Annotated in this window: 15 protein-coding genes and 1 other annotated feature; of the genes, 2 read left to right on the plus strand and 13 right to left on the minus strand. The window is 35.0% G+C overall.

Translation table 11 applies throughout. The annotated features are described in order from the left end of the window. Position 1: 1 nt before the first annotated feature. The gene (locus PBV87_RS09735) at positions 2 to 1,624 is read right to left on the minus strand and encodes a hypothetical protein (protein ID WP_271012097.1); all 1,623 of its coding nucleotides are present in this window, start codon (positions 1,622 to 1,624) and stop codon (positions 2 to 4) included. Positions 1,625 to 1,690: 66 nt separating this feature from the next. Next, positions 1,691 to 3,475, minus strand: coding sequence for a DUF4091 domain-containing protein (locus PBV87_RS09740; protein ID WP_271012098.1), 1,785 nt, complete (start codon positions 3,473 to 3,475; stop codon positions 1,691 to 1,693). 440 nt (positions 3,476 to 3,915) lie between these two features. Here PBV87_RS09740 and PBV87_RS09745 point away from each other — a divergent pair, with 440 nt between their 5' ends. Then, positions 3,916 to 4,380: a low molecular weight protein-tyrosine-phosphatase gene (locus PBV87_RS09745; RefSeq protein ID WP_053983548.1), complete on the plus strand. Its 465-nt coding sequence runs from the start codon at positions 3,916 to 3,918 to the stop codon at positions 4,378 to 4,380. 36 nt (positions 4,381 to 4,416) lie between these two features. Here the strand turns inward: PBV87_RS09745 and PBV87_RS09750 are convergent, their stop codons facing one another. The 9 genes from PBV87_RS09750 to PBV87_RS09790 form a co-directional block, all read right to left on the minus strand. After that, a complete protein-coding gene (locus tag PBV87_RS09750; RefSeq protein WP_053983549.1) occupies positions 4,417 to 5,958 on the minus strand; it encodes a ClC family H(+)/Cl(-) exchange transporter in 1,542 nt (513 codons plus the stop codon). A gap of 258 nt (positions 5,959 to 6,216) precedes the next feature. After that, on the minus strand, positions 6,217 to 7,371 hold the full coding sequence (locus tag PBV87_RS09755) for an amidohydrolase (protein WP_053983550.1): 1,155 nt from the start codon (positions 7,369 to 7,371) through the stop codon (positions 6,217 to 6,219). A 157-nt stretch (positions 7,372 to 7,528) separates the two neighbouring features. Beyond that, positions 7,529 to 8,185: a nitroreductase family protein gene (locus tag PBV87_RS09760; RefSeq protein WP_330680374.1), complete on the minus strand. Its 657-nt coding sequence runs from the start codon at positions 8,183 to 8,185 to the stop codon at positions 7,529 to 7,531. Between the two features lie 117 nt (positions 8,186 to 8,302). Continuing rightward, the gene (gene trpB / locus PBV87_RS09765) at positions 8,303 to 9,475 is read right to left on the minus strand and encodes a tryptophan synthase subunit beta (RefSeq protein WP_053983552.1); all 1,173 of its coding nucleotides are present in this window, start codon (positions 9,473 to 9,475) and stop codon (positions 8,303 to 8,305) included. Between the two features lie 96 nt (positions 9,476 to 9,571). Next, positions 9,572 to 9,826: a binding site (T-box leader), on the minus strand. A gap of 282 nt (positions 9,827 to 10,108) precedes the next feature. After that, the gene (locus tag PBV87_RS09770; protein ID WP_271012099.1) at positions 10,109 to 10,846 is read right to left on the minus strand and encodes an EFR1 family ferrodoxin; all 738 of its coding nucleotides are present in this window, start codon (positions 10,844 to 10,846) and stop codon (positions 10,109 to 10,111) included. A 146-nt stretch (positions 10,847 to 10,992) separates the two neighbouring features. Continuing rightward, positions 10,993 to 11,820, minus strand: a complete 828-nt coding sequence (locus PBV87_RS09775) for a carbohydrate ABC transporter permease (RefSeq protein WP_053983554.1) — start codon at positions 11,818 to 11,820, stop codon at positions 10,993 to 10,995. A gap of 14 nt (positions 11,821 to 11,834) precedes the next feature. Further along, entirely contained in the window at positions 11,835 to 12,764 is a 930-nt protein-coding gene (locus PBV87_RS09780; RefSeq protein ID WP_053983555.1) for a carbohydrate ABC transporter permease, read from the minus strand. 10 nt (positions 12,765 to 12,774) lie between these two features. Continuing rightward, a complete protein-coding gene (locus PBV87_RS09785) occupies positions 12,775 to 14,058 on the minus strand; it encodes an ABC transporter substrate-binding protein (RefSeq protein ID WP_154668790.1) in 1,284 nt (427 codons plus the stop codon). A 20-nt stretch (positions 14,059 to 14,078) separates the two neighbouring features. Then, entirely contained in the window at positions 14,079 to 15,368 is a 1,290-nt protein-coding gene (locus PBV87_RS09790) for a Gfo/Idh/MocA family protein (protein WP_271012100.1), read from the minus strand. Between the two features lie 167 nt (positions 15,369 to 15,535). Between PBV87_RS09790 and PBV87_RS09795 the strand changes: the two genes are divergently transcribed. Continuing rightward, positions 15,536 to 16,450 carry an AraC family transcriptional regulator gene (locus tag PBV87_RS09795; RefSeq protein ID WP_271012101.1) on the plus strand — a complete coding sequence of 305 codons (915 nt, stop codon included), beginning with the start codon at positions 15,536 to 15,538 and terminating at the stop codon, positions 16,448 to 16,450. An 80-nt stretch (positions 16,451 to 16,530) separates the two neighbouring features. Here the strand turns inward: PBV87_RS09795 and PBV87_RS09800 are convergent, their stop codons facing one another. Continuing rightward, complete coding sequence (locus tag PBV87_RS09800) at positions 16,531 to 16,863, minus strand: cupin domain-containing protein (RefSeq protein ID WP_271012102.1); 333 nt, start codon at positions 16,861 to 16,863, stop codon at positions 16,531 to 16,533. 12 nt (positions 16,864 to 16,875) lie between these two features. Continuing rightward, positions 16,876 to 17,484: a hypothetical protein gene (locus PBV87_RS09805; protein ID WP_271012103.1), complete on the minus strand. Its 609-nt coding sequence runs from the start codon at positions 17,482 to 17,484 to the stop codon at positions 16,876 to 16,878. Positions 17,485 to 17,501 lie beyond the last annotated feature (17 nt).

Genomic DNA, 17,501 nt, shown 5'->3' on the forward strand with positions numbered 1-17,501 from the left:
TTTACCTCTTTATATAATAATGACAATCTGTCATTTCTAAAGCCCCATCTGTCATATAAGTTCCTCTTTGAACTTCTACAATCAGATTCACCTCTTTAAAAACTGACAAACTTTCTGTCTCTGTAACGATTTTCTTATAAATAGCTTCTACACTAGGAAGCTTGGTTTCTTGTCTGATTATTTGTCTATAGTCAAAACACTTTGTACCACTTTCTTCTCCTTTTGTTTGGGTAAGGATCATCATAAAGCTTGGCAAATCATAGTTTTCTACTACTTGTGCACCATAACGTGCCTTAAGTGTTTGTAAATAATCTCTAAGACTCATATGCTCCTTTTCCATGACTAAGAATAGAAGCTCTCTAAACATCAGTTCATAGTTAAAAATAAGACGGCTTGTAACTTGTTGGTCTAATGTCTCAACTTTAATACTTTCACTATCTTCAGGGTTCACAATTTCACCTTCTGAACTTTTTTCTTCCTTAAGTAAAAAAAGATGGTCAATACGCTCTAGGGCAAATTGCTTAGGTAAATGGATATCAAATAAACTATTCATAGCTGCCGCGAGGCCTCTTGTATCGTCCTTTCTGATAGCATTTTCTAAGAAATGGTGGAAGTTAAAGTTCTCTTTAAAAATCGTTTTACGACGTGCCACAAGCATTTCTTCTGCCTTCTGCCTTAGGTCAACAAGGGCATCTAATAGTAGGGCATGTAGCTCAACTGTCTTAGAAAGTTCCATCTGCATATCAATGACAAAACGTTTAAATCTTAAATCTTTTTCACTCATTTGACTCACTTCGATTTGTTGCAGATATTCTTTTTCTAAAGTTGACAAATAGCTGAGGGTTTCTTTAAAAAGAGATTGTTCATCTTCTAGACGTTTTCTTACAGATTGTGTGTAGAGCGCATAGCCCTCTGTAAAGCCATAGCTCAGTTCCTCTAAAATTTCTCCTTTACGCTTAGCTTCCTTTTTAATTTCAATATTAATACGTTCTAAAGTGCTAAGCGCACTTCCAAAGTCCTCATGCTCAACCAATTTACGAAGTAAAATAAGCTGAATACTGATTTTACTTTCTTCTCCAAATTCCTTTGTCTGAAGGAGAAAATCAATGCCGACCGTTGTCAGACGATAAAAGTTTTTTTCTAAAAGGGCATCTCTTGTATAACTGATATAACGGAGCTTTGTTTCTTTCATGCGTCTTTCTTCAAGATCATAATAGGTATAACCAAAAGGGGTTCCACCATTTTGAAGTTTATCTAGAACGTAACGGGTAAGGTCTGTCATCTCCACTGGAGAATAATCCTCGTTGTAAACGGTGCCAATAACACCCTCTAAATGACCTTGTATTTCTTCAAATCCTACGCCACGATCTTTTAGATGCCCCTCATAAAGGAGATAAGATAAAACACTAAGGACTAAAACGCCCATGTCTAAATTGGTATATTTATCCGAACGCTTATTAAGCGCATAGAGTTCAGCAAAAGGTATGTATTTTGCAAGATTTTGTTGCCTAATAGGAAGGTCAGCTAAAATCTTTAATCGTTGTTTCTCATTTTCCATAGGTTCTCTTCTTTCTTTACAATATACTGCTTCATAATATCGAACTTTTGTTCTGTGTGTAATCATTGCAAAAGCTCTAGTTCATCTTGCTAACTAGAGCTTTCTATGAAGTAAAAATATCTCTTTCATCTATTATATACTATTTTTCTTGATTTTTAAACTTAAAACCTCTTGATTGCTGTATTGTTTACTGATTGCATAAATGCCTTCTTTAATCTTTTGCATATCTTTGAGCATTTCTATTTTACTTTCTTCTCTAGCCCATTTAGCACTTCTTCCTGCAACTGCCCATGTTGGTGGTGTTTCTACTTCATCATAGTCGTATTGACACTTCACTTGATTAAGTAATGCTTTGATTGGTCCTTCAAGTTCAGGGCACTTTTTCGCCATGACATACAACTTATTCATATCTCTTACACCTTCATCTAGCTTTGCTAAACGTACAGACCATCTACAGTCTGGATAAATTAAAAAGCAATCTCCTGCTTGGAACGAAGCATGTGTTGTATCTTGGAGAGGATTCTCTCCCCAAGCATCAAAGGCCCATCTCAAAAAGCCATCTGTACCTAACGAACCTGCATACATAATCGTCCAATAACTTTCTACAGGTATAGACTTTACGAAACTATTTGGGAAGTGTTCCGTTGCTGTATAAAGGGTTGTTTTTCTTCCAAGCTTTTTACGATTCATTACTTCTACTTTGAATGCCTCTACATTCTGACGAATTTCTTCTAATCCTACACTGACATGGCTCAATTGATCCAATACTTTTTTATTACCTACAAAATCATTAAAAGCTGCGACCTTTTTCATACTTTTGCCTTTACTATTTTTCACTTCATCTACTAAATCTAAAGCAACTTCCATTTGATGACGTTCATCAAATCCTATACAAACGTATTCAAACCATCCTTTTGCTTCAATATGCTTTACAAAGTCTTTTAAAAATGGGCGCCATACTGCTTGATAATTTTTAGGATCTCCAACATCTGCAATAAGCACCTTTTGCTCTCCTGAGATCTCATCTTTATACAGGATTTTACTTTCCCATGGCATCATGCTGTAACAAACTACCTGCTGTAGCAGGCCTAATTCTAAGTTAAGAGCTACCCATTTATCAAAATGAGTATAATCAAAGCTAAATGTCCCATCTTTTTTTCTAATCCATTTAATCATTGAAGGGTAATGAATAGGATTTTGGCTATAAGTTTGTCCACCCCAAGCTTCCTCAACGATAGATGCTGTAATAGTCTGTCCCCCTAAAGCTTGATAACACTGCATATGTTCTTTTAACTTTTCAAGATGCGCTTTTGAAAAGGGCTCTAATTGATAATACTCTGCAAGATTATAAGGATGTTGCCAATATTCTACATCAAATAGATAGTGTTCGGGGGTAGGAAGTACCGCTTCTAAAACTTCTAATTGATAGTCAAAGCTTAGTTTATTTTCCTCACAGTGTACTTCTACTCTCCCTTCATAGATTCCAGCGGATACATCCTCTGGTACCTGTATTTCTATCCAAATTGATTGTATACTCAATGCTGGCATGCTACAAACAGTATCCTCCCAAAGAACATCGGGGAACATTTCTCTTGGTCCTGTAGGCATAATCCCTGCTTTATTATAAGCATACCAACCGGCATGTCCAATAAAACCTTTTACTTCCTTAACAAAAAATGTCTTTATGCATGTGCTTGGGATGCATTCGGTTCCTTTAACAAAATCACTGGTACAGATATGTATATCATTTAAAGGCTTGTCTCCACTTAAAAGTACAATCTCTGATAATGCTTTGTCATTTTTCCATGCCCATAAGTAATCCTTATCTTTATGAATCTCCCTCAGAGCCTCATAACTTTCTCTAGAATAATGTAATCCAGACTCTACAATAGTCCCGTTTAATAAGCTTTCTCGCATAATCTCTCCTCATTTGTGAACTTAAATTATTTGCCCTAGTTATTTATTTTTACCTTTTAGCTTCAAAATCCATAAAACTATAGTCAAGATTAGTAATCCCCCTAGTAAGATCCAATCCCAAACGCTTGCAATCAACGCTGTTGTAGATACGAAGATACTTGTTGGTCCATCTGCACCTCCAATAATCCCAATAGATATACCTGCATCTCCTTTATCTCTTTTCAGAACGCCATTTACACCTATCTTTTATTAAATATATATCAACTATAAAAAATAAGCAATTATCTAACTCTTATAAAGTGAAAGCTCTAAATAATTGTATCTTATAAATTTATCATGTTATACTTATCCTATATCGTTCTATTTTACGTATTCAATAAATTAACAAATCATATCACTTATAGGACCTTACAATACTATTTTGAGATTGGAGATTTATGATGATTCATATTATGTTTGTATGTCATGGAAACATCTGTCGTTCACCCATGGCTGAATTTGTTATGAAAGACTTAGTTGAAAAACGTGGTATAGGCCATCTATTCCATATTACTTCTTCTGCTACAAGTCGTGAAGAAATCGGCAATGATACCCATCCTGGCACACGTAAAAAGCTTAAGGAGATGGGTATTCCACTTACAAAAAGAGGCGCTATTCAAATTACATCTGCAGATTATGCAAACTATGATTATATCTTATGTATGGATAGTCACAACCTACGTAATCTAGGACGTATTATCAGCAATGACCCTGATCAGAAAGTACGACGTCTTTTAGACTTTTCCAAAAATCCACGTGATATTGCAGATCCATGGTACACTGGAAACTTTGATATTACCTATAATGATGTGGTTGAAGGCTGTGAAGCTTTACTGCAGACCCTTTTAGAAGATCTACAATACTGAAACCTAATAGGTATCAGTATTGTAGATCTTAGCTTTTTATTCTTTAGTCCAACATTCTAGTTGTTTTCTTGCTTCCCATTCATTATTTAAGTCAGTCACTACTTGTAGCACATCTTCTACTTCTATCTTCATCTTTCCATTTGGAACCATTGTGTTTCCCATACGTTCTACTGTAAGTAGTAAGGAACGTTTTGGCCACTCAATTTCTCGTACCTCTTTGCCACACATCCTAGAACCATGTTTAACTATTGTTGTAAGAATCACCTTCTCCTCATGTTCTTCTTCATCAATACCTAAATCTTGACCTGCCAATTGATTTTCAAGCAATGAATCATAGATAGGTGCACTCTTTAATCCTTCTGCAACACTATAAGCAATAACAGAAACGACTGTAAGAGGTAAAAAGTTTATAAAAGATCCTGTCATTTCTGCAATAAGTACAATACCTGTAATGGGTGCACGTACTATAGCTGTAAAATACCCGGCCATAGCGACAATGACAAAGTGATAAAAGAGACTAGGATCTACGCCTAAATAAAGAATACATACCTTACCAAATATCCCACCGATAAGGCCTCCAATAATGAGCAAAGGAAAGAAAATGCCTCCAGGTACGCCAGCTCCAAAACAAATAAGAGAAAATAGAAATTTAATTATTACAAGCATAATCATCAGCCATAAGGCTGTGTTCAAATTTAATATTTCAACAATGGCATGGCCACCTCCTAGTACAAGAGGACAAACAATACCTAAAATACCTGCGAGAATAAAAGGAATCATAAATTTTGCATAGCCTTTTAGCCAGGTTACAAGCTTATATTTTTGCTGAATCCATAATAATGTTTGGTTATAAAGTACACCACATGCACCTATTAAGATTCCTAATACTACTAATAAAATGTAGTCCTTTAATGGAAAGATACCTAGATTAAAATTAAAAATAGGCTTAAGACCAAAGACTTGCTTACTTATAAAATCAGCAATAACAGCTGCGCTCATACTTACCAACAAAATAAGGGGTGAAAAGTACTTAAAAATCTCTTCAAATATAAAAAGGACACCTGCAAGTGGTGCATTAAAAGCTGCAGCTAAACCTGCACTTGCACCTCCAGCTATTAGGAATTTTTCTTCTTGGCTAGAAACTTTCGCCTTCTTACTTATTCCTTGTCCCACACATGCACCTAACTGTATTGATGGTCCTTCTCTTCCAACTGATAATCCTCCAGCTGCAGTCAGAGCCCCTCCTATAAACTTCATACATAAAGTTGGTAACCATTTTTGGTTAAAACATCCTTGAAGTAAACCTTTTACCTGTGGGATACCGCTCCCTGATATAGATTTACACTCTTTTACACATCTTGCCACCAGTACACTTAGTACTATCAGTATCAAAAACCATATGCCAATGTTCACAATTCCCTGTTCTTTAATCATCTTTACTATCCAAAATACAAAGTGCTCAGCATACTCTAAGACCAGCCGATAGCAAACGGTAATAACACCTACGCCAAGGCCTACTAATATACTCAAACCTATTAAGGTAGGTTTATTAATTTTTAATGTTTTACTTTGTAGCATCTCTTTACATCTCCTTACACTCTTTTACTATTTTGTTCCCTAATCATATATATAGCGAAGATCTTGATTTCATCACTAAGTTCTTTTTCATTTTTACAATATAAAAGGCTTATCCCCTCTATTTAAGGAAATAAGCCTTTACCTAAACACTACTACGGTCTAGTCATTTCTTCTAAAATACTAATCGAGATAATGGAATATCTTACTACTAAATAACAGATGTTAAATTTAAAGATAAAACATCAAAATTAATAATCTTTAATTTTTATAAACGATTTCCCCATCAATAATGGTATAGAGGGTATCAGTAAAGATTTCCATTGGATTTCCTGAGAATATAGCAATATCAGCATCTTTACCCACTTCTAAACTTCCCATTCTATCTGCTACATTACAAATGATTGCAGCATTAATGGTAATGGCTTTAAGACCTTCTTCTATACCTAATCCTTCCTTTGCCGCAAATCCAGCACATTTACTTAAATACTGAACTGGAATAACAGGATGATCCGTTGTGAGTGCCACAAGTGTACCTGCTTGATGTACAATTCCAGGTGTTTTAAAGGATTTATTTTGTACTTCAATTTTACTTCTACTTGTAAGTGTTGGACCGATAATAGCAGGATAAGTAGAAGATGCTACATATTCTGGAATAAGATGCCCCTCACTACAATGATCTAATGTCATATGTACATCAAATTCTTTACCTATGCGAATAGCAGTTAAAATATCATCACTACGATGGGCATGTGCTTTAAGAGGAATTTCTTTATTAAGTACAGGGAGCCATGCTTCTTGCTTAAAATCAATCTCAAAGTCCTCTCCCTTTGCTACTGCCTTTTCTTTTTTTACTTTATACTGTACAGCTTTTGTAAGTGCTTCACGTAAAAGAGCAGCTGTTGCCATGCGTGTAGATGGCATTTTACCTTTACTGTTATAGACACGTTTTGGATTTTCACCAAAGGCAATTTTCATAGCCGCTGGTGCTTTAACAATGAGATCATCCATACTTTTTCCTTTTGTTTTCATAAAGACAAATTGTCCGCCGACTACATTGGCACTTCCTGGGCCTGTCATAACAGAAGTTACACCTCCAGCTACGGCATCATCAAAAGCTGTATCCATTGGATTAATCGCATCAATTGCTCTAAGTTGTGGTGTAATTGGATCTGTCATTTCATTGGTGTCGTTCCCTTCAAATCCTTTATCTTCTTCCATAATACCTATATGACAATGGGCTTCTATAATACCTGGCATAACCCATCCACCTTTTGCATCAATAACTTCCATTTCATTTGTTGGTTCAATAGCTTGAGCAACTTCTTTGATTTTTCCATTTTCAATCAGAACACACCCTTTTTCATAAGTTGTCCCTGCCATTGTAAGTATCTTACCATTTTTAATTAATAACATATTTAATCTCCTTATAAGCTATTTATAATGTATTATAATAAAATCAACATCAGTTCAATTATTATTGTATCATATATTATTTTATTAATTATTATTTTATATAAAAAGCTCTAACTTATTATCTTGTTAGTAATAAGTTAGAGCTTTAGTCTCATCATTAATCAATAAATGTCAGAACTTCTTCTAATGGTTTACGAGGTGGCTGAGCTGGTGTATGATCTGCAGCTTCTCCTAAAGCGACCATCGCCATAAGTTCATACCCTTCTTTTTCAAAGTTAATCAATGCTTCAATTTCTGATTTTGCATGAGTTGGTCCTGTCATATAGCAACTTCCATAACCTAGTTTGGTGGCTGCAAGGAGCATATTCTCTACTGCTGCACCTATTCCTTGTGCACCTGATTGTGGTGATTGCAACATTTCAAGCACATTTGCTGGTGCATCATTTTCTTGTAAAATTTTGTATTCAATCATATTATAAGGACAACCATAAACTAAAATTACAACGGGTGCATCCTTAAAACAGGTATAGTAATTAATAACACTCATATGTCTTTTGAAATCTTTTTCATTTTTAGCCAGTTGTCCAATGCGTTCATGACTTGCACGAACAATCTCTGCCATTTGTGTAATAAGTTCTTTATTTTGAAGTACAACAAAATGCCAATTTTGTTGATGCTTTGGTGACGGTGCATAAGTTCCTGCTTTTACAATTTCTGTAATAACCTCTTTTGGAATAGGTGTATCTTTAAATAAACGTACACTTTTACGGTTGTAAATAAAGTCTAATGGATTCATTGGTTTCTCCTTTGTCATCATTCTTTTAAAGTTATTATATACCAACTCTCTTCTATGTACTATATAGTATTCATCATATCTTATATTTTAAAGAGGTTGTATTCTTGATTAAATGCAACCTCTTCTACCTACATACTATTTATTAAGATATGCTGCGATTGCTTCTACATCTTTATCTCCACGTCCTGATACTGTTACGATGATACTTTCATCCATCTTACAAGTTGGTGCATATTTAAGTGCATAAGCTAGAGCATGTGAACTTTCGATTGCTGGTAGTATCCCTTCATACTTACAAAGCTTTAATAAGGCCTCTACTGCTTCATCATCTGTAATTGAGACGTACGTTGCTCTGCCTATTTCATTTAAGTAGGCATGTTCTGGCCCTACACCTGGATAATCAAGTCCTGGTGAAATAGAATAAACTGGTGCAACTTCTTTGTTTTCGTCTAAAACACAAAGGGTTTTCATACCGTGTAAAATTGTTTTTTCTCCTTTAGTGATGGTTGCAGCATGCATAGGTGTATCTAAACCTTTTCCAGCTGCTTCTACGCCAATAAGTGCAACTTCTGGGTCATCTATATAGGCTGCAAATGACCCTATTGCATTGCTTCCTCCACCTACACAAGCAATAATAGCACAAGGTAATTGACCTTCTTTATCTAAAATTTGTCTTCTAGACTCTTCACTAATTACTTGCTGAAAATGCTTAACAATAGTTGGATAGGGATGAGGACCTACTGCTGATCCCAATACATAAAAAGTCTCTTCTGAAGCATTTACCCATGCACATATGGCCTCATCTACTGCCTCTTTTAAAGTCTGTGTACCTGAGGTTGCTGGTACAACTTTGGCTCCTAACATCTCCATACGAAATACATTGAGTGCTTGCCTTTTCATATCTTCTTTACCCATATAGACTGTACATTCCATCCCCATTAGTGCAGCGACTGTTGCTGTTGCCACACCATGTTGGCCAGCACCTGTTTCTGCAATCACTTTCTTTTTACCCATGCGTTTTGCTAAAAGCATTTGTCCGAGTACATTATTGATTTTGTGAGCACCTGTATGATTTAGATCTTCTCTTTTTAAATAGATCTTTGCACCCCCACAGGCTTTAGTAAGATTTTCAGCATAATATAAAGGTGATTCTCTACCTACATAATCATGGAGATAGTAATTAAGTTCTGCTTTAAATGCCTCATCATCTTTATACTTTACAAATGCCTGCTCTAATTCTTTTAATGCGTTAAGTTGTGCCTCAGGTACATACGCTCCACCAAAATTACCAAATACATCTTTTAACATAATAAATCCCTCCATTTTTTTAATGATTAAATCAGAGTGATCTATGAACAGTTGGGTAAACTTATTTTGGGCCAAAAAAAAATTATATCCTCCTCACAATGGGACGATATAACTTCGTGGTGCCACCCAAATTATAAACCTAGAGACCTTCTCTAAGCTTATCTTACTTCAGATACGGTACATAAAAGTACGATATCCTGCTCTTATAACGTAGAGCTAACGGCTCTGGCTACTCTCATTTCACCATGCATCTCCCAAACCCATTCCTTATATTCTCCCGTATCGACTCCCAGCAACGCCGACTCTCTGTGACATTTAAATATAAGTACTCTTTTTGTTCCTAGATTTTGAATTCGATTTAATTAATGATATACTATGAAATATTTTTAATTTTGTCAATAACTTTTTGAAAAATTTAATAAATTTATTTATCTTTTCTAACTCTTATTTGACCTTTAGATCTATTATTTTATCTTATAGTATTAATTATTTTATATTATTCAGAAATATATTGTATTTCATTTCAATTGTTGTATAATCATATATATCTTCATATTCGTATATGATGATTTGTCCAGAAAAAGACGCTGTATAGCCAAAGGGCTATCCGGCGTCTTTTTCAAGTTTCTCATTTTATTTCATATATTTTTTTAAGAAGTAACGTGCTTTCCCTTTTGTTTTTTCACCATACTGAATAGCCTCTTTTGGACAATGGTTAATACAACTTAAACATTGGGTACATGCCTTATCCCAAACAGGCTTGTTTTCTACTAGCTTTATAGAATGTAATGGACAAGATCTAACGCATACACCACACCCTATACAGCTTTCTTCAACATGAAATGGTTTGGTACTGATTGCATATTTTTGAAACATAGGTGCCGCAATGACTGACTTTATACCACCCAACCGTCCTTTTGCCACCTTCCATACTTTTTCCTTAGCCTTTACTTCATCACAAATGTTCTCTATTTGAATCTTAGCAGCTTTTATTTTCTTGTCTATCGTTTCTGGTGTGTCTACATTTGTTCCAATGATATAATTATTAGGCATACTCACTGAATAGCCACTTTGTATTCCTATTTCTTTTGCAAGCTTTTTCATGGCTGTTCCTGCTTCACTTTCACATGTCCCTACCATAAATTTAAAAGTATCCTTACCATAGTTTATATGCTTTATAAATTCCGCCATAATTTTGGGTGGTGCCCATGCATGAATGGGGAAAATAAACCCTACAGTTTCTCCATCTCCCACTTCAATAATCGTTTGTTTCTCCAATGATGTAATAGCAATTGCTTCTGTCTGTAATCTAACTGCTAATTCCTTAGCTACCCATTCTGAATTACCTGTTCCTGAAAAATAATAAATCATTTTACCCTCCCAATAGACATGATCTATCTAATCGATTTTATTATCCTTAGGCTATCATGATTAAATATTGAATACAACCCTTACATTTAAAATGTTTAATCCGCTATAAAAAAGTCCGCTATACTTTATTGTATAGCGGACTTGTATCACCCTTTGATCCCTGCATGTGCAACGCCTTCTATAAATTGTTTTTGGAAAACAAAGAATAAGACAATCATTGGAATAACAGCCATGACTGATCCTGCCATTTGTGCTGGGAAATCATTAGTATACTGACCTGATAATGAAGCTAACGCTGGGCCTAATGTCATCTTCTTTGGTGATGTATTGACAATAAGTGGCCACATGAAATCATTCCATGCAAACTTCGCTGTGAAGATAACAAGGGCTACAATACCTGATTTTACAAGTGGTAGCATAATCTTATAGAAAATTTGCCACCTATTACACCCATCTAGTATGGCTGCTTCTTCTAATTCATCAGGTAGCGACATGAAGAACTGCCTCAACAAGAATGTCCCAAAGGCACTAAATAAATTGGGCAAAAATAAAGCCACTGTGGTATTAAGTAAGCCCATTTTTTGTACAATCATATATTGAGGTACTAAGAAAATTTGACCTGGTACCATTAATACAGATAGTACAAGAATAAAAATAAGATCACGTCCCGGAAACTTAATTCTAGCAAACCCATAGGCTGCCATTGAGCAGATTGCAACTTGACCTACAACCGTAATGACAGTTGAGATCAAGGTATTCAGATAAACGCTACCAAAAGGAATAGCTTTAATAGTTGATGTATAAGCATCTACATTAAAATGTTGTGGGAAAATGGTTGGCGGTATTTGCACAGCCTCCCCATTTGTTTTAAATGAAGTAAGTACCATCCATATAAAAGGGAAGATGGTTATACCTAATCCAAGAATTAAAAGCAAATGCACAAAAAAGTGACTTATTTTCTTATCTTTACTCATAACTTCTCCCCTCCTTAATCATAATTAACCCATTTTTTCTGAAGCTTCACTTGAATAACCGTAATAATCATAATAATTGTGAAAATAAACATGGCAACAGCGGAAGCATAACCTTTTTGTCCATAATCAAAAGCATTACGATAGAATAGCATAACCAGTGATTGAGTCGATTCGAAAGCTAAACTACTCTTTCCAATCATCATATAAATCGTATCAAATACTTGGAATCCGCTAATTAATCCTGTAATAAGAACAAAAAAGATTGTTGGTGTTAAGAGTGGTACAGTAATTTTAAAGAATTTCCTAAAGGCCCCTGCTCCATCTATAGAAGCTGCTTCATAGTAAGTATCAGGTATGCCTTGCATCCCTGCTAATAAAATAATCATATTATAACCAATCATACTCCAAATCCCTACAATCATAACCATATAAAGTGCATAATCTGGAGAGGACAACCAATTTTGTCCTTCTATACCCAATACGCCAAGAATCTGGTTGAGTACCCCATAATTACCGTTATAAATCCATTTCCATACCATGGCAATAGCCGCTGGCATTGTAACAGCTGGTAAGAAGTATAAGGTTCTATAAATAGATGTTCCTTTAATCTTAGTATTTAATAAGGCTGCAATGATTAACGACAATGCAATACCAATAGGTACTGTAATAATTACATAACGTAATGTATTCCATGTTGCTTGCCAAAGCTCTGGTGCGCCAAATAACTTCTTATAGTTTTCTAGCCCCACAAAAGTTGCTTGGTTAAAATTATTAATGTTTGTAAAACTATAAAAGAAACTCTTAATAAAAGGATAGATGTAGAATACACCAAGACCTATAACTAAAGGGGCTATAAATAAATAGCCCCATATATAATCTACATTGAACTTTTTAGAGGGTCTTTTATAGACACACTGTGTCTGTTGTACTTCGGTGACCTTCATAACATCCCCCCTATTTGTTCATTTCTGCCAGTGCAGCATCACTTTCTTCTGCAATTTTACTACATGCATCTTCTAAACTCATTTCATTACTAAATGCTAACTTAAGGTATTTTGCTTCAATATCAAAAAGTTGACTTGAAACTTTACAACATGGCAACGCTGTTGCAATGCCTGCTTGATTTGTATAAGCTTTCAAGTTAAGATCAGGATTTGTTTGGGCAAAATATTGTTGTGCATCATTTCTTGCAGAAATAACAACACCTGACTCTCCTTGGATTTTCATAGCCTCTTCTCCACCTAACCAAAGTGCAAATTTAGAAGCTTCATCTTTTTGTTTGCTATTTGCATAAACACTATAACCTAGACCATTAATGACATTCCCTTGATTTCCTTCAAAAGTTGGTGCTTCTACTAAGTCAATTTTACCTTTAACCACATCATTTTGAACGTATTCAGGTGTCATATAAGAACCTGCCCAAATCATCGCAAGTTTCCCTGATTCAAACATGGCATCTGCACTTGTATCTGTTGTTTCTGCTAATGTAGGTGAAATCCCTTCATTAATGAGGTCAATCCAGCATTGAATCCCTTTTTGTGTATTGGAATCATTATATCCTGTTGCTGTTTTATCAGCATTTAAAATACTACCATTGGCAGCAAAAATAGTATTGTAATAGCAAGTTTGGAAATCTAATGGTGCTGCAATACCATAAATACCTTTAGATTGATCTGTTAATTGTTTTGCTGTTTCAACCATGTCCTCCCAAGTCCAATCATCTGTTGGGTAAGCCACACCGGCATTATCAAAAATTTCTTTGTTATACCATACTGCATTGGTATCAAAATCTTTTGGAACAGCATATTGTTTGTCTTCAACATTGTAAAGTGATACCAGTGATTCTGGGAACTGACTTAAATCAAAACTATTACTTGTTATGTATTCATCTAATGGGAGAAGCATCTCACCATCCACATAACTTTCTACATGTAACCCATTCATCCAAAATACATCTGGTGCTGTGCCCCCGGTCATAGAAGCTTCTAGTTTAGTCCAGTATTCCCCACCTTTATATGGTGTAAGTTGAATTTCTATACTTACATTAGGATTTTGTGCGGTATAAGCATCACACAAAGCTTGCATGGTAGGCTGTTGATTTTTATCCCAGATACCAAAAGTTAATTGTACTTTTCCACTTTTGTCCCCTTGGCTTTGACATCCTGCTAGGCAAGACGCTGTAACCATCGTCATCATCAATACTGCTACCGCTTTTTTTAACATTTTACTCACATACATCATCCCCTCATTTTATACGCTTATGCGTTTCTTATATTTTCTAACGCAATACATGTACCGCCTTCTACTCGAGATTTCTCTGCTGCTAATGCAATATAATGACTTTCTACAGAGTTTTCTAATGATGTGATTGCTTTTGTTGGTTCTCTGTCTTCTAGAATCATATCTACAAATTCCTCAACAAGTCTTATATCTCCACCACCATGCCCAGATAAATTCTGAGCTAACTTAGAAATATCGATTACTTCTGGTTGTTTGCCAAATACTTTAATTTCTAAGGTGTTGGCTTTCATATCTGCCACGATTTCACCCATTGTACCCATAATTTTTGCATAGCGGGAATTATCATTTGTAAAGCCACTCATTGTAAAGCTCATTGTAGAACCATCTGTCATCTCTAAATTTACAACTTGATGATCTACTACGTTATTGTTACAGTAATAAACACATTGACCATAAGGTCCTGTTTTGATGGCTTCTGTAATCGTTTCAAGGGTTGGGTGAAGCGCTAATACTTCTAATGGCCATCCTGTGTGCCCACTCTTAATGCCCATTCTTTCGTGTTCTATGTAGAATTTTTCTGCATCATAAGGACAATTTTCTTTTGCTAAGCAACCATCCATACAACGTTTTGCTGCACCCTCTGGAGCATTTTCACTTTTGAAAAGATAGGTACTTCCAAAAGAACTCACACTTTTGCAGGTTTTATTTGTAAGCCATAAGTATAAGTCCATATCATGGCAACACTTTTGTAAAATCATTGGACTTGTTTCATCTGAATTGCACCAATTTCCTCTAACAAAGCTATGTGCTTGATGCCAATACCCTACATTTTCAATACCCATTACAGTGACTACATCACCTATTGTGCCTGCATCTAACACTTCTTTTAACTTGGTATAGAAAGGTGTATAGCGAAGTACATGACATACAACAACTTTACGTTTACATTCATTGGCTACTTTTACAAGCTCACGACATTCATCTAAATCAGGAGATACTGGTTTTTCAAGTAAAAGGTGATACCCTTTTCTTAAAGCTGGAATAGCATGCCCCACATGCTGTCTATCTTGTGTTGTAATAAACATCACATCTGCAAGTTGATCTTGTTCAAGCATCTCCTCAACACTGCTATAACATTTATCTCTTGGTACATCATAAGTTTTTGCAACTTCTTCTACTTTGTCTGGGTCCCAGTCTGCAATTGCTACAATTTCCATCTTATCTTTAAATTTTAAAGCTGCTGGCGCATAAGCATCCTTCCCACGATTCCCTAGTCCTGCTAATGCTACTGTTAATTTTTTAGCCATATTATTCCTCCTGATAGCAATCTAATTTTAATATTCTAACTTTTTTACTTTTTTGTATATAGATAGTATAATGATATTTAAACAAAGTTGTATAATCATTTATCCGACTAATTTGTATTTTTATCCGAATCTAGTCTTTACACAACCTACAATAGGAGGGATGCCCCATGACTTATATTAGTACTAAACTTCGTTCTAGCGTGCAAGTTAGCCATATTATTACGATTCACTACTTTGAATATATGAAAGACTTCTATTTTGCTGGAGAGGTTCACAACTTTTGGGAGTTTCTATGTGTAGACAAGGGTGAAGTTGAAGTTCAAGCAGATGACAAAATGCATCATCTTAAACAAGGAGATATTATTTTTCATAAACCAATGGAATTTCACGCAATTAAATCTATTGGCCACTCAGCTCCTAATCTTATTGCGATCTCGTTTAAATCATCTTCACCTATTATGGATTGCTTACAAAACAAACATCTTACACTAGGTAGTAATGATAAAAAGCTTATTTCTAAAATTATCAGCGAAGCAAGTCAAGCTTTTTCTACACCCCTTAATGTACCGGCTGTTGAACAAATTACACGTGCAAAAGAGGTAGATTTTGGTGCTGAACAACTTATCAAAATCCACCTAGAAGAACTTCTTATTGGATTTATTCGAAGAATCCTAACGACACCATCTGACTATTCTCCTGTAAGCCCTATGGTTACAAAAGAGCATACTTTTGAACATATTTGTCACTATTTAGAAAAACATATTTGCGATCGCTTAAGTGTACCGATCATTTGTAACGATAATCTAATTAGTAAATCTTGTTTACAAGAGCTCTTTCATTCCAAAGTAAATATTGGTGTTATGGAGTATTTTAATCGTCATAAAATCGATTTAGCTAAACAGCTTATTCGTGAGAACGAGAAAAACCTCTCTCAAATTGCAGACTATCTTTCCTATAGTTCCCTAGCACACTTTTCTAAGCAATTCAAAAGGTTTACTGGAATGTCTCCTACAGAATATGGTTCCTCTATCAAGTTACTCTCTGAAAATGTAAATCAGGGAGATAAAGACATTTTACGTTAAAATATCCTACATATAAAAAAGAAAGAGACGTTAACTTCTAAAGGTAACGTCTCTTTCTTTTTTCTTTTTAATCATTCAATCTAATTAATAATTGTAACAAGTACTTTACTTTGCTTTTTTGCAATCACATTATGTTCAATACTCGCATCAAATCCAAAGACATCTCCTACTTTAAGTTGATGGACCTGTCCATTTACAAATGACATCTCCACTTCCCCGCTTATAACTTGAATAGCTGCAAGTCCCTGGTGTGTATGGTTAGGCAAGCCTTTTCCAGCTTCAAATACAAAACAAATCATACGATATTTATCATTTTTTATAAGTATTTGTTTTTCTACAACTTCTGCTAAATTCCCTCTATTAGCTTCATTTATCTTTTTAACTCTAGATGTTTTAATGGTTCTTTCACTCATTTTATACTCCTCCTATTTACTTATTTTATAAGTGTGTTCATCTACAACTTGAAATCTTTCTTTACCTGTTTCTACAAATCCTTTTAGCCATGCTTCACGTAATGCATAGTAACAGGACACCTCTCCCGCTTCTGCTTCCCAATACGCTTTATGGACACATTGATTTCTTTGCCATACAACGGCCTCTTCTGTAGCTTCTAATACTTCATTAACATGATCACATGGCATACCATCAATCAAACTATCTTGAATCTCTTGATAGAGTGCTTTAAGTGCTAATCCTTCACCCATTTTTTTACGTTTTGCTTGTCCTTGGTCCTCAAAAGCCTCTTTTAAAGTCTCCATGGCATCTGGTATTTGCTTAATAAGCTCTGTTACGCAATATGCAAATTGATATTCTGTAACAGAAAGTTGGCTTTGTAGCCATCCATGGATTTGTGTTGTATCGATAATATCTTCTAAATCACCTTGGGCGATTTGTCCATATTTTGTATAACAGCTACTTGCTAAATCAATATGCCATTTCGTTTGTGCTGTATCTATAACTGTTTTAACAAATCCTTCTTGTATTTGAATTTTATTATATAACCAATAATGAATTGGACCTAAAAATTTACTCATTGTATGCTCCTTATTGA

The organism is Holtiella tumoricola (assembly GCF_027857615.1).
GTDB lineage: Bacteria > Bacillota > Clostridia > Lachnospirales > Cellulosilyticaceae > Holtiella > Holtiella tumoricola.

Bases quoted from the DNA above. Each gene is read 5' to 3' on its own strand.
- PBV87_RS09735 (WP_271012097.1), bottom strand. From the start codon at position 1,624: ATGATTACACACAGAACAAAAGTTCGATATTATGAAGCAGTATATTGT.
- PBV87_RS09740 (WP_271012098.1), bottom strand. From the start codon at position 3,475: ATGCGAGAAAGCTTATTAAACGGGACTATTGTAGAGTCTGGATTACAT.
- PBV87_RS09745 (WP_053983548.1), top strand. From the start codon at position 3,916: ATGATTCATATTATGTTTGTATGTCATGGAAACATCTGTCGTTCACCC.
- PBV87_RS09750 (WP_053983549.1), bottom strand. From the start codon at position 5,958: ATGCTACAAAGTAAAACATTAAAAATTAATAAACCTACCTTAATAGGT.
- PBV87_RS09755 (WP_053983550.1), bottom strand. From the start codon at position 7,371: ATGTTATTAATTAAAAATGGTAAGATACTTACAATGGCAGGGACAACT.
- PBV87_RS09760 (WP_330680374.1), bottom strand. From the start codon at position 8,185: ATGACAAAGGAGAAACCAATGAATCCATTAGACTTTATTTACAACCGT.
- trpB (WP_053983552.1), bottom strand. From the start codon at position 9,475: ATGTTAAAAGATGTATTTGGTAATTTTGGTGGAGCGTATGTACCTGAG.
- PBV87_RS09770 (WP_271012099.1), bottom strand. From the start codon at position 10,846: ATGATTTATTATTTTTCAGGAACAGGTAATTCAGAATGGGTAGCTAAG.
- PBV87_RS09775 (WP_053983554.1), bottom strand. From the start codon at position 11,820: ATGAGTAAAGATAAGAAAATAAGTCACTTTTTTGTGCATTTGCTTTTA.
- PBV87_RS09780 (WP_053983555.1), bottom strand. From the start codon at position 12,764: ATGAAGGTCACCGAAGTACAACAGACACAGTGTGTCTATAAAAGACCC.
- PBV87_RS09785 (WP_154668790.1), bottom strand. From the start codon at position 14,058: ATGTATGTGAGTAAAATGTTAAAAAAAGCGGTAGCAGTATTGATGATG.
- PBV87_RS09790 (WP_271012100.1), bottom strand. From the start codon at position 15,368: ATGGCTAAAAAATTAACAGTAGCATTAGCAGGACTAGGGAATCGTGGG.
- PBV87_RS09795 (WP_271012101.1), top strand. From the start codon at position 15,536: ATGACTTATATTAGTACTAAACTTCGTTCTAGCGTGCAAGTTAGCCAT.
- PBV87_RS09800 (WP_271012102.1), bottom strand. From the start codon at position 16,863: ATGAGTGAAAGAACCATTAAAACATCTAGAGTTAAAAAGATAAATGAA.
- PBV87_RS09805 (WP_271012103.1), bottom strand. From the start codon at position 17,484: ATGAGTAAATTTTTAGGTCCAATTCATTATTGGTTATATAATAAAATT.